Below are 14,311 nucleotides of genomic sequence, written 5' to 3'. Positions count from 1 at the left end.
TTACTCCGCTGCGACAGGTTCGAAGATCGAATGGGGCAGGTCATAGCCCCACTGACGGAACCGGTCCGAGAAATGCGACCGCACGCCGGTCGCGGTAAAGCGCCCGATGATCTTGCCATCGGGTTGCAGGCCCAGGCGTTCGTAGCGGAACACCTCCTGCATCGAAATGACCTCGCCTTCCATGCCGGTGATCTCGGTGATCGAGGTCATGCGGCGGCTGCCGTCCTGCAGGCGGCTGGCCTGCACGAACAGGTTCACAGCGGACGAGATCTGGTTGCGCACCGCTTTCAGCGGCATCTCGATCCCGGCCATGGCGACCATGTTTTCCAGACGCGAAACCGCATCGCGGGCAGAGTTCGCGTGGATCGTCGTCATCGACCCGTCGTGGCCGGTGTTCATGGCCTGCAGCATGTCGATGACTTCCTCGCCGCGCGTCTCACCGACGATGATGCGGTCAGGGCGCATACGCAGGGCGTTCTTCAGACAGTCGCGCTGCGACACGGCGCCCTTGCCCTCGACGTTCGCTGGGCGGCTTTCCATCCGGCCCACGTGGGTCTGTTGCAGCTGAAGTTCCGCAGTGTCCTCGATCGTCAGGATGCGTTCGCTGTCGTCGATGAAGGAGGACAGGGCGTTCAGCGTGGTGGTCTTACCGGAACCGGTACCGCCCGAGACGATGACATTCAGGCGCGTGGCGACGGCGGCCTGTAGATAGGCGGCCATTTCCTCGGTAAAGGCGCCGAAGCTCACCAGGTCATCAACGCCCAGCTTGTCCTTCTTGAACTTACGAATGGAAACAAGCGAGCCATCCACGGCAATCGGCGGCACCATGGCGTTGAAACGCGAGCCATCGGCCAGGCGGGCGTCCACATGGGGGTTGGATTCATCGACACGGCGACCCACGGCCGACACGATCTTGTCGATGATGCGCAAGAGGTGGCGTTCGTCTTTGAAGGTCGTGTCGGTCAGTTGCAGCTTGCCCGCGCGTTCGACGAAGACCTGCTGCGGGCCGTTCACCAGAATATCGTTGACGCTGTCGTCTTTCAGCAGCGGTTCCAACGGACCAAGGCCTGTGACCTCGTCGTAAAGCTCGCTGTTCAGGGTCTGGCGTTCCTCGCGGTTCAGAACCACACCCATGCTTTCCAGCGCCTCGTTCGAGATCGCGGTGATCTCGGCGCGCAAGTCCTTTTCAGTGGCGCTTTCCAGCGCGGCCAGGTTGAGGTTGTCCAGCAGCTCCTTGTGCAGCTCGACCTTGATGTCACTCAGCCGCTCCTTGCGCTTGCGTTCCTTGTCCTGGGGCGTGACGCGCGCGGCGACACGTTCGGTGCCGGATTTGCGCACGGCCTTCGGGGTCGGTTGTGGCTTGGGGGCCGCTGCGGGCTTACCGCCTTCGACCGCTTGCAGGTTGGGCGTGCCCGCCTGGGCGGGTTTCTGGGCTCCGGGCTTTTTGTAACGTGAGAACAAGGGCTTGCCTCCGATCTACAGGGCCGTGTCAGCGGCGGTTCATTGGGCCGCGATAGCGGCGGATTTGTTCAGCTCGTGCACCGAGGCGGCGAGCTTTTGGATTTCCTTGCGCAGCGGGTTCTTGGTGGCGGTTTCGGCCAGCGGCACACCGTGGTCACCTGCCTGCACGATCGGCTTGCCGCCGTCGGGCAGCTGCAGCTCGATGGTGATGTCCAGGCTTTCGGCCAGACGCTTCACCCGGGCCTTGCCGGTCAGGTCGGTGAACTTCGGCGCGCGATTGAGCACGTAGCGCAGTTTTGAGAACGGCAGTTCCTCGCTCTTCAACGCGCGGATCATGCGCAGGGTGTTCTGCGCGGATCGCATGTCCAACTCCAGTGTCGCGAAATAGACATGGGCGTGCTGGAGAACGGTTTCGGTCCACTGCACCACGGTCGAGGGCATGTCGATCACGACATAGTCGAAGTTGGTGCGCGCGAAGTTGATCACCCGGTCGATGTCATCGGCGCTGACCAGGTCCAGCGGCAGCATGTCTGCGGGTGCGGTCAGCACCTGCATGCGGTCGTTGAAGGTCAGCATCGCCTGCATGAAGCTTTCATGATCCAGCATCTCGGTGTCCGAGAGCATCTCGTACACGGCCTCGCGGCGGGGCAGATCCAGGAAGGTCGAGATTGAGCCGAATTGCAGGTCCAGATCCAACAGGCAGACCCGCGGCGGGTTGTCCTTTTCGATGGTGGCCAGTTCCCAGGCCAGGTTCACGGCGAGCGTGGTCGAGCCGGTGCCGCCGGCCATGCCGTGCACGGGCAGCACCACGCCTTCCCGGTCGCCGGTGGCCTTCAACGTGGTTTCCATGCCCTCGGGCACTTCGGGTTGGGTGGGCTCCGGCTCTGGCGCACGCAGCCGTTCGATGGCGTCATGCAGCGCACCTTCCGGCAGGGGGTAGGGCACGAATTCCTCGGCCCCCATCTTCAACAGCTGGTGCAGCGCGATCGGGCTAACCTCTTCGGCGATGACGATCACCTTGATGCTCTTGTCCGTCGCATGTTTGATGATGTCGGCGACCAGGGCCAAATTCCCCTCGTCCTCATCGTCCATCGCGATGGCCACGAATTCCAATGCATCCGCGTCCGGCTGGCCGAAGAAGGTGATCGCGTCTTCCAACGCCAGATCGCCCCAGGTCTCGCCCAGTTCGGCTTCCATATCCTCAATCAACAGATCGAAATTCTGCACGTCCCGAGAGATCGTGCAGGCCACGATCGGTGCGGGTTCCGGTTGCAGTGCCACACTGCCACTCATTGCCTCGTTCCTTCTCATTTCGACCCGAACGACGTGCCGGATTGCTCTTGCCGGTCACTGTGCGGGCCCCGCGCGACTCGATACACACGCGGACTGCTCCCAATGCCTGCAAGAATTGACAGTCAAGTTTGGCAAGATTGGGGCTAAAAAATCGTAATTATGCGTTCTTTTGAGACGGTCCGGGCCGGATAGAGGCGCTGTTTCCGGAAAGAAAACGCTTAAAATTGCATGAAAAAGGGGGCCGAAGCGCTGCTTCGACCCCCAATTCGGGCAGGATCGGGCCTGAGTTTACCAGGTCTCGGTCGTGTTGATGATCTCCGGACCACGCACGGCGGGCAGGTTCGGTTCGGTCGCGCTTTCCACATACTCACGGTAGACCGCCTGGGCATATTTGCCGTTCAGCACGGTTCCGTTGTTTGCGTTCAGGGCGAAGACCTCGGTCACTGTGCGGCGGTTGCGGCGTTCGCGGTCCTGGGTGGCGATCAGCGGCTGGGTTTCACCATGGCTGACCACGGCTTCAAGACGACGGCGGTCGATGCCATGGGACACCAGGTAGTTCACCACAGCGCGAGCGCGGCGCAGGCCAAGTCGCTTGTTATAGGCGTTCGAGCCAACCAGGTCGGTGTGGCCGTAGACGCGGAACTTCACCTCGGGGAACTGGCGGATCCAATGGGCCTGTTGACGCAGGATGGTCTGCGCCTCGGCGTCCAGAACCGCGCTATTGAAAGCGAAGTTAACCGTGTCGCGGGTTTCGCGCGAGAAGCGTTCGCCCATTGCGATCAGGAAGCTGCGGTCGCCGGATTGCAGCCCGGTGTTGTTCAGCGTGGCGTCGCCGAAATATCCCTCATCCAGGAAGGCGCCAGCCTCCTGGGTCCAGGAATTCAGCGGGCCAACGTCCCCGCAACCGGCCAAGAGGGCGATCACCGAGGTTGCGGCGAGGAGGGTTTTGATACGGGTGCGTGCCATGTCTCAGTCCTCCATCACGTAGCCGTAGGAACCACCGAAGTCCTGCTGGGCGACCTCACCGGCCGCGCCCGTGGTCGGGCGGTTCGGTGCGGCGGTCTGGCCAAACAGGAACAGCTGGCTTTCGGTCGGCGGGCGGACCCGGTCGGTCGGAAGCGCCAGGGCCTCGCCGCGGGTCGGGGTGACCAGGTGCGGGGTGATGATGATCACCAGTTCGCTCTGTTCACGGGTGTATTCGGCACTGCGGAACAGGGCGCCCAGGACCGGGATGTCGCCCAGCCAGGGCACCTGACCGTTCAGATCCTGGAAATCGTCCTGCAACAGACCGGCAATGGCGAAGCTTTCGCCGTCGCGCATCTCGACCGTGGTCGACGCCTGCCGGGTGCGGAAGGCTGCGACGCTGATGCCATTGTTGTTGAACGAGTTCGTGGCGTCGATGCCCGACACCGATGCATCCAGTTTCAGGTTGATAACATCGCCGTCGACCACACGCGGGGTGAAGGTCAGCTCGATGCCGAAGGGTTTGTATTCGATGGTCACATCGCCTTCGTTGCCGACCACCGGGATCGGGTATTCGCCACCGGCCAGGAAGCTTGCCTGTTGCCCCGACAGGGCGGTCAGGTTCGGCTCGGCCAGGGTGCGCACGACGCCTTTGCTTTCAAGGGCTTCCAGCAGGACCGCGACCTCGAAGGCGCCGGCGTTAAAGCCAATGGCCAGGCCGCCTTCCATGCCGGCCGTCACTTCGATCGGGTTGCCGATACCGTTGTCGCCGTCCAGCCAGGTGCCAGTTTCGGCGTTGACGCCAACGCTGTTGCCGCCCTGGATGTCAACCGATCCGTTCAGTGCCTTGCGCACCGAGCGGCTCATCTCGGCGAAACGCACCTTCAGCATGACCTGCTGGGTGCCGCCGACGCTCATCAGGTTGGACACGCGTTCCGGCGCATACCGTTCGGCCAGGTCCAGTGCGCGGTCGAGTTTCGCGATGGAGCTGACGACGCCTGACAGCACGATGCCGTCGTTGGCGGTGCGCACCTCGATCTGTTCGCCGGGAAGGATCTGGCGCAGCCGTTCCTTGAACTCGGCAATGTCCGGCGCGACCTGCACCTCGACATTGGTGATCAACCGCCCATCGGGGCTGAGCAACGTCATCGTGGTGCGGCCGGGCGTCTTGCCCAGCACATAGATCGTGCGGTCCGACAGGGTCGAAATATCCGCGATCCCGGGGTTTGCAATGGAAATCTCCGCAAATGGCGTGTCGCTTTCCACAACAACGGCCCGGTTCATCGGAACCTGCAGGGCTGCGGTTGCTTCGCCACGCATGACGCGAAGGGTTTCGGCCTGCGCGCCCGCAGGGGCGAACGCAATGCCAAGGGTCAGGCCCACAAGGGCCGCCTTCAAGAACTTGTCGATTTTCATGTGATCCTGCCTCTCCGATCACGCCTCAATTTCGGGTCTTATTGCCCATATTGGACGCAACACTGCGTCAGATTTCGAATTTTTGCAAGAATCAATACCTTGCGGGGTGGATTTCATGTGGGCGCGGTGCAACACCGCTATATCTGGACATGCAAACGGCCACCCGCGCTAGGTCGGGTGGCCGCTGTTCACTGTCTCTGGATCCGAACCTGATCAGTTGGTGCAGGGGATCTCGGTTTTGATGCGTTCGGTGCCGCGGGTCTGGAAGATATAGCAGGCCTGTTCAGGGGCCGCTTCGACCACCTCAGCCTCTTCGGTAATGCCCAGGAGCATGTTCTGGTCGATCTCGACCGCGCTGGACACCGTATCGTCGCGCGCGCCGACCAGAGCCAGGCTGAGTTTGCCCGAGCTTTGCGCCTGGGCCAAGGCTGCGACCTGGCGCGGCGTGGCCTCGACCGTAACCGTGCGGGCAATGGTCGGCGAGGACCGGTCGCCATCGGCGGTCTGGTCAATCGCGATCAGGGGCAGGGAGGCCTCGATCAACTTGGTCACATCGGTGCGTCCCTCGCTCCCGGCGCGGCCAGTCCAATAGACGTCCACACGGTCCCCCGGACGCAGGAAGCCCGACACGCCCGAAGCGACGTCGACCTTGATGGCAAAGGCGCGCATGCCCGCGGAGAGCCGCGCGCTGACGCCAGCATCGGCGCCGGGTTCGGTGACTTTCACCGCCAGCACCGCCTCGTCCTTTTCCATCGCGCGCAGAACGGTGCGGAATTCGTCCTTGCCGACAGGGAACAGGTCTTCGGTTTTCTGGAAGGCGCCTTCCGGGATCGCATCCTCGGGCCATTTGACCACGCGCACATCTTCGGCGGTCACCTGGTCGCCATAGCGCAGTGCCTTGGTCAGTACCAGCACCTCGACTGTCTTGACCATCTGCGCGCGGGCGCGTTCAGCTGCGGAAAGCCGGGCCTGGTAGGCCCCCATCTGGTTTTTCGCAAGGTAGACCGCGCCGCCAGCCAGGGCCACGCCCAACACCAGCACCAATCCGAAAATCAATCGCATGTCCTGTCCTTTCCCTTACATGACCGGGCAATCTCCGGCCGTTTACACTCGTCGTCCCGTCCACACTTGCGTGCAATTGCGGCAGAATTGGGGACAAAGGAAGAAAACCGATGGAATTCTCCACGCGGGCCGGGCAGGGCGGCCCGGTATCCGCTTACAAAAGCAGGGCGCGCCGGGATCCGGCGCGCCCCTTGTTCAGGTCAGGTCACCGTGGCTTACGAGCCGGTGTGATCCATGATGTCCATGCCTTCCAGCTCGCTCGAGATGGTGCCGGCCAGGTTGGTGGTGCCGGTCGAAACCGAGGTCAGCACGGCGATGCCCAGACCCACGATGGCGGCGGTCAGAACGACCCAGTCCACGGTCACGGCGCCGGATTCGTCTTTGAAGAATTTGTTGAACAGTTTCATTGTCTTGTCTCCGTTAAGCGTATCGCTTGATATTCTTGATCAGATCACGCGGGTCTTACGAGCCGGTGTGATCCATGATGTCCATGCCTTCCAGCTCGCTCGAGATGGTGCCGGCCAGGTTGGTGGTGCCGGTCGAAACCGAGGTCAGCACGGCGATGCCCAGACCCACGATGGCGGCGGTCAGAACGACCCAGTCCACGGTCACGGCGCCGGATTCGTCTTTGAAGAATTTGTTGAACAGTTTCATTGTCTTGTCTCCGTTAAGCGTATCGCTTGATATTCTTGATCAGATCACGCGGGTCTTACGAGCCGGTGTGATCCATGATGTCCATGCCTTCCAGCTCGCTCGAGATGGTGCCGGCCAGGTTGGTGGTGCCGGTCGAGACCGAGGTCAGCACGGCGATGCCCAGGCCCACGATGGCGGCGGTCAGCACGACCCAGTCAACGGTCACGGCGCCGGATTCGTCTTTGAAGAATTTGTTGAACAGTTTCATCTTGTGTCCCTCCGATGGGTGTTCAGTCTGTGTCAGTTTTCACCGAGCTCATCATGAACCGCCTGTGAACCGGTCCGTTTGCTGCTTGGCATGGGGATATATGGCCCTTTGATTGGGGCAGGATTTGGGCGGCTTTCGTACGTTTTTGGGCAAGTTACTAAAATCGAATGAATTCGACTTAGTGTATTGAAAATAAACGATTTAAAAATTAACGCGCCTTAATCTTTCTTGCAAAATCAGGGTGAAGAGTTGGTTAACGTCTGCGCGAAACGCAGGAAAAACTGGCCCTTTCGGCCCGAGTCTGCGATGTTTTCGCAAAACGATAGACCCGAGGCAGACGAGCGAGGCGCGCATGCGTCGCTTTCTTCATATGTATTTGATCTCATCCCTGCTGGGGGCGGTGCCGGCTATGGCCGAAGGGCCTGCGCCTTGGCCCGAGTTCACCTTCAAACGTGTCGGCGTGCCGACGCCTGGCCAAAGCGGCCCGCGCATCACAGTGCAAGTGGATCCGGCGACACCCACCCCGGCGCCCGAGGCAGCCACCGAGGCGGATGTGCCTGCGGCTGCAGCGACCGGGTGGGAATGGTTCTGGACCACCGTGCGCGCCGAGGCTGATCAGGGCGGGGCGGAGAACATGGCCCGCGCGATGGAGGCCCTGGACGCGCGTGACGGGTTGCCGCAGCCACGTTTGCAACACCTGCAGGACATTGCCGCCGTCCATGGGGCCGAGATCCTGAAAGCCACCGTCGGCACCGATGTCAGCCCGGCGCTGGTTGTCGCGCTGATTGCGGTGGAAAGCTCGGGCCGGGTGACGGCGGAAAGCGGCAAGGGTGCGCAGGGTTTGATGCAACTGATCCCCGACACCGCTGCACGCTTCGGGGTCGAAGACGCCACCGATCCCGCGCAGAATATCGCGGGTGGGGTGAAATACCTGTCCTGGCTGATTAACCATTTCGACCGCGACGTGATCCTGGCGCTTGCGGGCTACAACGCGGGCGAGAACGCGGTGGGCGATCACGGCGGCGTGCCGCCGTACGCCGAGACCCGCGCATACGTGCCGAAGGTCCTGGCCGCCTGGCAAGTCGCACGCGGTCTCTGCCTAACTCGACCGGAGCTGATCACTGACGGCTGCGTCTTTGCGGTGCGGGAGGCAACGAATGGCTGACAAGACCCCGCTGGTGCTGGATGTCGACGGCACCTTCCTGCGCACCGATATGCTGGTGGAGAGCTTTTGGGCGGGCATGGGCAAGCACCCGATTGCCACGATCGCCGCCTCACTGCGGCACCTGGGCGACCGGCCCCGCCTGAAGGCGGAACTGGCGCGCATCGGCCAACCCCGCACCGATCTGATGCCGGTCCACGCCGAGATCGCCGAACTGGCGCAGATCGCGCGCAACGAAGGGCGGGAGGTGGTTTTCGCCTCTGCGTCAGACCGCGAGCTGGTCGAACGGCTCGCCGTGGATCATGGGCTGGAAGGGAAGGTGTTCGGCTCCGAAAACGGCACCAACCTCAAGGGAACGGCCAAAGCAGAAGCGCTGGTCGCGGCCTATGGCGAAGGTGGGTTCGATTACGCCGGTAACGAGCCGGTGGACCGTGCAATCTGGGAACGCGCGGACACGGCCATCGTCGTGGGGGACGAGAGTTCGGCCAAGGCCATGGCGGCGGCGGGCAAGCCGGTGCAAAGCTTCGACGGCACCTGGCGCTGGCGCGATCTTGCGCGCGCGCTGCGTCCGCATCAATGGGTCAAGAACATCCTTCTGCTGCTGCCGATGTTGGCGGCCCATGATTTCACCTGGGCCACGCTGGGTATGGTCGTGCTTGGCATGATCTGCTTCTCGGCCGCCGCCTCGTCGATCTATGTGGCCAACGATCTGCTGGATCTGGAGGCAGACCGACTACACGCGACCAAACGCTTCCGCCCTTTCGCCAGCGGGGCGGTGCCTTTGCTGGTCGGCATGGGGGCAGGGGCAGCCGCCGGGTTGGTGGCGCTGCTGGGGTCGGCCCTGTTGGGGCCGCAGATGTTGTTCATTACCGCGCTCTACATGCTGCTGTCGCTGGCTTATTCGCTGCGCCTGAAACGGCTGCGCTGGGTCGATATTGCGATCCTCGCAGCGCTGTACACGCTACGTGTGGTGGCGGGCGCCACTGTGACGGGGCTTGGCGTGTCCGCCTTCCTGATCGGCTTCATCTTTCCCGCCTTCGCTGCGCTGGGCGCAGTGAAACGCCTGACCGAGGTGACCCGTGCACGCAATGACGAACGCCTGCCGGGGCGCGGCTACGCCCGTGCGGATCGTTCGAAATTGCTGAACCTGGCGCTTATCGGCGTGATGGGCGCGGTTCTGTCCTTCCTCGCCTACGGGTTTTCGCCTCAGGCCATTGCTCTCTACCCGTCGCGCCTGTTCCTTTGGGCGGCGGCGGTGCCAATGATGCTCTGGCTCATCCGAATGGTGCGGTTGGGATACGAGGGGCGGCAGGATTACGACCCGATCCTGTTTGCCATGCGCGACAAACGCGGGATCGGGCTTTTGCTGATGTGCCTGGCGGCGATGTTCTTTGCCTCGGGCATGTGGGAGAGCGTGTTCTGAGGGTGCGCGCGCGGCGGCCCGCCTTTCCCCGGCACAGCGCCCACCCACCCGCCCCGCTGCGCCGGGGAAAGGCGGGCGGGGTGATCTCTGGCGCTTGGCGGCTTAGATCGACAGTCTCTTGAACACCGGTTCCGGGATCAGGCGGATGATCAGCATGATCCAGCGCCAGAAGAAGGGGGTGTAGATCACGTTGCGCTTCTTGGCGACGGCCTTGAGGATGTCGCGCGCCACCGCGTCTGGGGAGGCGACGAGGAACATGCCCTCGATCCCCCAGGTCATCGCTGTGTCGACGAAGCCGGGCTTGACCGTGATCACATGTCCACCCGCGCGGGTCAGGCGGTTCCTGAGTCCCGACAGGTAGGTTGCGAAGCCCGCCTTGGCGGCGCCGTAGACATAATTGCCGATCCGTCCGCGGTCGCCCGCGACCGATCCGACGCCGACGATGGTGCCCGCGCCGCGCGCCTCGATCTCAGGGGCGAGCAATTGCAGGACATGGGCGGGGCCGGTGAAACTGTCCTTCACCGTGCCCTCGATCAGGGTGGGATCGGTGTCGATGGCGCTCTGATCGGGCATGGAGCCCACGAAGACGGCGGCGTTCAACACCCCGGGCTCGGATCGGGCGCGGTCGATGAGGGCGGCGAACCCTGCCGGTTTGCGGGCGTCGAAGGGGATGGCCTCGGCCTTGGCGCCCCGGGCGGTCAGGTCGGCGGCGGTGGCGTTCAGGTCGTCCATGTCGCGCCCCGCAAGCAGCACGGTTGCGCCCTCGGCGGCGACAGCGCGGGCGAAGGCACGCGCCATGGAGCTGGTGGCACCGAGGATGATCCAGGTTTGATCCAGGGTCTGGCTGTCGCTCATGTTGCGTTCCTCAGGTTCAGGCGGCGGGTCATGTCGGTCTCGAACGCGCCATCGGGGTCGGCCTTGGCGACTTCGGCCGCCCAATCGGCATGTTCGGGATACATCGCCTTGATTGCCTCACCATGCGCGAGGGCGTCCTTGGCAAGGTACAGCCGCCCGCCCGCCTGGCGGCAGAGCTGTTCGAGCTGTTCCGCCAGCGGAATGACGCCTTCGCGTGCAGGCAGGTCCACGGCGAGCGTATAGCCCTCCGTCGGGAAGGAAAGGTGACCGGCACGCCCCGGTCCCAGCCGTTTGATCACGGCGAGCGGCGAGGCCAGATGGGCCTCGGCAATCTCGGCCAGGATTTCGCGCAGGGCGGCGACCTGGTCCAGCGGCACGACGCATTGGAACTGGTGGAAGCCGCGTTTGCCATAGAGCCGGTTCCAGTCGTGGATCATGTCCAGCGGGAAGAAGAAATCGTCGATCCGGCGAATGCGGGTGCGCCCTTCGCCCGGCGGGATGCGCCCGTAATAGGCGGCGTTGAACAGGCGCACGATGGGGGCCGAGAGGGCAAAGCCCGGCGCGTCCATCGGCACCTTGCGGCTGTGCGATTGCGGCGGGGTGTCGCCACGGGTCAGCTGCGCTTCCTCCAGCACACCGCGGCCCAGGTGGGCGCCGGTGGCGGCGGCGTCGATCCAGCCGACCACATAGTCGGACTGACTGCCGTCCAGCGCGCGAATGAAATCCTCGAAACACTCGATACGGCGTTCCTTGACCTCCAGCACGGTGCCGGGGCAGGGCTTGAGCTGCAGTTTCATCTGCGCGATCACGCCGGTTTGACCGAGCCCCCCCATGGTGGCGCGAAACAGCGCCTTGTTGCGCTTGGGCGTGGCCACCACGCGCTTGTCGCCCTGCAGAAGCGTCACGGAGAGCACGTGCTGCCCGAAAGAGCCTGCCACATGGTGGTTCTTGCCATGCACATCCATCGCTGCGCAGCCGCCCAGGGTGGCAAAGCCGGTGCCGGGCAGGACGGCAGGCAGCCAACCCTGCGGCGCGGTCACGCGGGCCAGGTCTCCGATGGTCAGCCCCGCTTCGGCTTCCAGCACACCGGTGGTCTTGTCGAAGCTCAGAATGCGATCCATCCGCGTCATGCGGATCGCCTTGCCACCATCGTTCAGGCTTGCATCACCATAACAGCGATGGTTGCCGAAGGCAGGTGCCGGGGTCTCGGCTACCAGCTCCGCCAAGGCACGCATCCGCTCCGGCCGCGCCATGGCCCCCGAGGCCGTCTTGACCCGCCCCCAGCCCGCATAATCCATGTCCTTGAACCGCATGTCCTGCCCCCGAAATACGTCGCCACCGATGTGGCAGAGGATTGGGGCGACAATATGAAAGTGGTGGGGGAATGTGAATGGGGGATCAGCGACGTGCCGAGCTTTGCCGCAGGAGGCGGGTCAAGAGGTCGCGCAGGGGGCGCAGGTCAAAAGCGCGATCCTCGGGGACGACGGGGGCGAAACCGGCCTCCAGAAGCAAGACACTGCCAAGCCCGAGGGCGAGCATCCCCAACAGTCCAGGCCAGCCGGCAAGGTACATGCCCAGCTGTGTTGTCAGCATCAGGAGCACACTAACCAGCACCCCGAACAACCAGCGTCCCCGCACGGCCAGTCTCACCAGCGTGCCGCATTCGGGGCATTCCCCCTGGCCCAGAAACAGTGCCATGCGCAATCTGTGCGTGAAGGAAAAGGTGCGACGCGAACAATTAGGACAGGGTTTCAAAAGGGCAGTTCCGTTCAATTGGGGCGTGCAAAGGAGATAGGTATTTCTTCAGGGGTTGAGAAGGGGCTGGGTTGAGGACACCGCCGCCGCTCCCCCCGCGCCCCAAACAAAAAGGGCCCCCGGATGGGAGCCCTCTCTGATCTCTGTCGCATCGTTCAGACGATGGTTGCCTCGGTCTTTTCGATCACTTCCTCGCGGGTCACGCCCGGGGCAAGCTCGACGATGTGCAGCCCCTTGTGCTCCACTTCGAAGACGCAGAGGTCGGTGATGATCATGTCCACCACGCCCTTGCCGGTCAGCGGCAGGGTACATTCCTTCAGCACCTTGGTGTCGCCGTGCTTGTTGCAATGGTCCATGACCACGATCACGCGGCCCACACCGGCGACCAGGTCCATCGCGCCGCCCATGCCCTTCACCAGCTTGCCGGGGATCATCCAGTTCGCCAGATCGCCGTTCTCGGCCACTTCCATCGCGCCCAGGATCGCCATGGCGATCTTGCCGCCGCGGATCATGCCGAAGCTCATCGAGCTATCGAAATAGGCGGTCTGGGGCAGTTCGGTGATGGTCTGCTTGCCGGCGTTGATCAGGTCGGCGTCGATCTCGTCCTCGGTCGGGAAGGGGCCCATGCCCAGCATGCCGTTTTCCGACTGCAGGGTCACGGTCATGCCCTCGGGGATGTAGTTCGAGACCAGGGTCGGAATGCCGATCCCCAGGTTCACATACATGCCGTCTTCCAGCTCCTGCGCCGCGCGGGCGGCCATTTGATTACGATCCCATGCCATGGTCTCAGCCCTCCCGAGTGGTGCGTTGTTCGATGCGCTTCTCGTGCTCGCCCTGGATGATGCGATGCACGTAGATGCCGGGCAGGTGGATCGCGTCGGGGTCCAGGCTGCCGGTGGGCACGATTTCTTCGACCTCGACCACGCAGGTCTTGCCGCACATGGCGGCCGGCGGGTTGAAGTTGCGCGCGGTCTTGCGGAAGATCAGGTTGCCGGTCTCGTCCGCCTTCCAGGCCTTGACGATCGACAGGTCGGCGAAGATGCCTTCTTCGAGGATGTACTCCTCGCCGTTGAAGGTTTTCACTTCCTTGCCCTCGGCGATCACGGTGCCGACGCCGGTCTTGGTGTAGAAACCGGGGATGCCGTGCCCGGCGGCACGCATGCGTTCGGCCAGGGTGCCCTGCGGGTTGAATTCCAGTTCCAGCTCGCCCGAGAGGTACTGGCGCATGAACTCGGCGTTCTCGCCCACGTAGGAGCTGATCATCTTCTTGACCTGCTTGGTCTGAAGCAGGATGCCGATGCCAAACTCGTCCACGCCCGCATTATTTGAAGCGAAGGTCAGATCCTTGGTGCCCGCATCGCGAATGGCGGCGAGCAGCAGCTCGGGGATGCCGCACAGGCCGAAGCCCCCGGCGGCGATCAGCATGCCGTCCTGCAGAAGCCCGTCCAGGGCCTCGGCGGCGGAGCCGTATACCTTGTTCATGAAAGTGTCCTCACGTCAGTTCCGCGCCATTTCTGGCGTGGGCACGTTGTGGAGTCAATGAAATGGGCCCGTTGGGTCCGGGGGATGGTATTTCTACCTATCCGGGGTCAGCGCGGCGCGGGTGATCGGAAGCGGGTCGACGAAGAGAGGCTCCGGCGGTGTGGCGGCCAGGGTGATGTCCTGCCATTCGGGGATCAGGTTCAGCATAGCGGGCAGGCCGATCCCGGCGGGGTAGGTGGCCTGCTGCCAGGTGATCAGGCCAAGGAGGGCGAGCGCCAGGTTCAACCGCCGCGCCCTGCGCCAGTGCCAGGCAAGCGCCAGGTGGGCGAGCACGGGCAGGGCGAGCATCAGGAGATGTGGCGCGGGCAGGCGATCCGCCAGCAGCACACTGTGTCCGACGGACGTCTCGAAACACCAGACCACGTAGAAGGTCATCAGCGCGGCAAATCCCACCGTCACCGTCGCTGGCCAGAGCCACGGGCGCATGTCGCGCGGAAGGATGGGCAGGGCATCGGACATGCCTCCACCCTGTCACCTC

Annotated in this window: 16 protein-coding genes; 2 read left to right on the top strand and 14 right to left on the bottom strand. The window is 63.5% G+C overall.

Annotated elements, in window-relative coordinates:
* The 8 genes from ACO07D_RS20045 to ACO07D_RS20010 all read right to left on the bottom strand — a co-directional run bounded on the left by ACO07D_RS20045 (position 1) and on the right by ACO07D_RS20010 (position 7,096).
* On the bottom strand, positions 1-1,461 hold the full coding sequence (locus ACO07D_RS20045) for a CpaF family protein (protein ID WP_421704694.1): 1,461 nt from the start codon (positions 1,459-1,461) through the stop codon (positions 1-3).
* A 39-nt stretch (positions 1,462-1,500) separates the two neighbouring features.
* Positions 1,501-2,754 (bottom strand): AAA family ATPase, encoded by a 1,254-nt coding sequence (locus ACO07D_RS20040; protein WP_421704693.1) that lies wholly within the window; start codon positions 2,752-2,754, stop codon positions 1,501-1,503.
* 288 nt (positions 2,755-3,042) lie between these two features.
* A complete protein-coding gene (locus tag ACO07D_RS20035) occupies positions 3,043-3,720 on the bottom strand; it encodes an OmpA family protein (RefSeq protein WP_421704692.1) in 678 nt (225 codons plus the stop codon).
* A 3-nt stretch (positions 3,721-3,723) separates the two neighbouring features.
* A complete protein-coding gene (locus tag ACO07D_RS20030) occupies positions 3,724-5,133 on the bottom strand; it encodes a type II and III secretion system protein family protein (RefSeq protein WP_421704691.1) in 1,410 nt (469 codons plus the stop codon).
* Positions 5,134-5,346: 213 nt separating this feature from the next.
* Positions 5,347-6,195: a Flp pilus assembly protein CpaB gene (gene cpaB, locus ACO07D_RS20025; protein WP_421704690.1), complete on the bottom strand. Its 849-nt coding sequence runs from the start codon at positions 6,193-6,195 to the stop codon at positions 5,347-5,349.
* Between the two features lie 215 nt (positions 6,196-6,410).
* Complete coding sequence (locus tag ACO07D_RS20020) at positions 6,411-6,602, bottom strand: Flp family type IVb pilin (RefSeq protein ID WP_421704689.1); 192 nt, start codon at positions 6,600-6,602, stop codon at positions 6,411-6,413.
* Between the two features lie 55 nt (positions 6,603-6,657).
* Entirely contained in the window at positions 6,658-6,849 is a 192-nt protein-coding gene (locus ACO07D_RS20015) for a Flp family type IVb pilin (protein ID WP_421704689.1), read from the bottom strand.
* 55 nt (positions 6,850-6,904) lie between these two features.
* Entirely contained in the window at positions 6,905-7,096 is a 192-nt protein-coding gene (locus ACO07D_RS20010) for a Flp family type IVb pilin (protein ID WP_421704689.1), read from the bottom strand.
* A 352-nt stretch (positions 7,097-7,448) separates the two neighbouring features.
* On the opposite strand from ACO07D_RS20010, the gene ACO07D_RS20005 reads away from it, so the two are divergent.
* Together ACO07D_RS20005 and ACO07D_RS20000 are read left to right on the top strand one after the other, a co-directional pair.
* Entirely contained in the window at positions 7,449-8,261 is an 813-nt protein-coding gene (locus ACO07D_RS20005) for a transglycosylase SLT domain-containing protein (RefSeq protein WP_421704688.1), read from the top strand.
* Positions 8,254-9,681, top strand: coding sequence for a UbiA family prenyltransferase (locus ACO07D_RS20000; RefSeq protein WP_421704687.1), 1,428 nt, complete (start codon positions 8,254-8,256; stop codon positions 9,679-9,681). Before ACO07D_RS20005 ends, ACO07D_RS20000 begins: the two co-directional genes overlap by 8 nt.
* A 102-nt stretch (positions 9,682-9,783) precedes the next feature.
* Here ACO07D_RS20000 and ACO07D_RS19995 read toward each other — a convergent pair whose 3' ends face one another.
* From ACO07D_RS19995 to ACO07D_RS19970, 6 genes are all read right to left on the bottom strand, one after another.
* Complete coding sequence (locus ACO07D_RS19995) at positions 9,784-10,536, bottom strand: SDR family oxidoreductase (protein ID WP_421704686.1); 753 nt, start codon at positions 10,534-10,536, stop codon at positions 9,784-9,786.
* On the bottom strand, positions 10,533-11,849 hold the full coding sequence (locus ACO07D_RS19990) for an FAD-binding protein (protein WP_421704685.1): 1,317 nt from the start codon (positions 11,847-11,849) through the stop codon (positions 10,533-10,535). Before ACO07D_RS19990 ends, ACO07D_RS19995 begins: the two co-directional genes overlap by 4 nt.
* A gap of 85 nt (positions 11,850-11,934) precedes the next feature.
* Positions 11,935-12,234 (bottom strand): hypothetical protein, encoded by a 300-nt coding sequence (locus ACO07D_RS19985; protein ID WP_421704684.1) that lies wholly within the window; start codon positions 12,232-12,234, stop codon positions 11,935-11,937.
* 212 nt (positions 12,235-12,446) lie between these two features.
* Positions 12,447-13,073, bottom strand: coding sequence for a CoA transferase subunit B (locus ACO07D_RS19980; protein WP_421704683.1), 627 nt, complete (start codon positions 13,071-13,073; stop codon positions 12,447-12,449).
* Between the two features lie 4 nt (positions 13,074-13,077).
* The gene (locus ACO07D_RS19975; RefSeq protein WP_421704682.1) at positions 13,078-13,773 is read right to left on the bottom strand and encodes a CoA transferase subunit A; all 696 of its coding nucleotides are present in this window, start codon (positions 13,771-13,773) and stop codon (positions 13,078-13,080) included.
* Between the two features lie 93 nt (positions 13,774-13,866).
* A complete protein-coding gene (locus ACO07D_RS19970) occupies positions 13,867-14,292 on the bottom strand; it encodes a hypothetical protein (protein ID WP_421704681.1) in 426 nt (141 codons plus the stop codon).
* Positions 14,293-14,311: the final 19 nt, after the last annotated feature.

The organism is Aliiroseovarius sp. (genome assembly GCF_965228805.1).
In the GTDB taxonomy this organism is placed as follows: domain Bacteria; phylum Pseudomonadota; class Alphaproteobacteria; order Rhodobacterales; family Rhodobacteraceae; genus JASBTN01.
The sequence above is the reverse complement of the archived record's forward strand: the minus strand, read 5'-3'. Positions and strand labels throughout refer to the sequence as shown.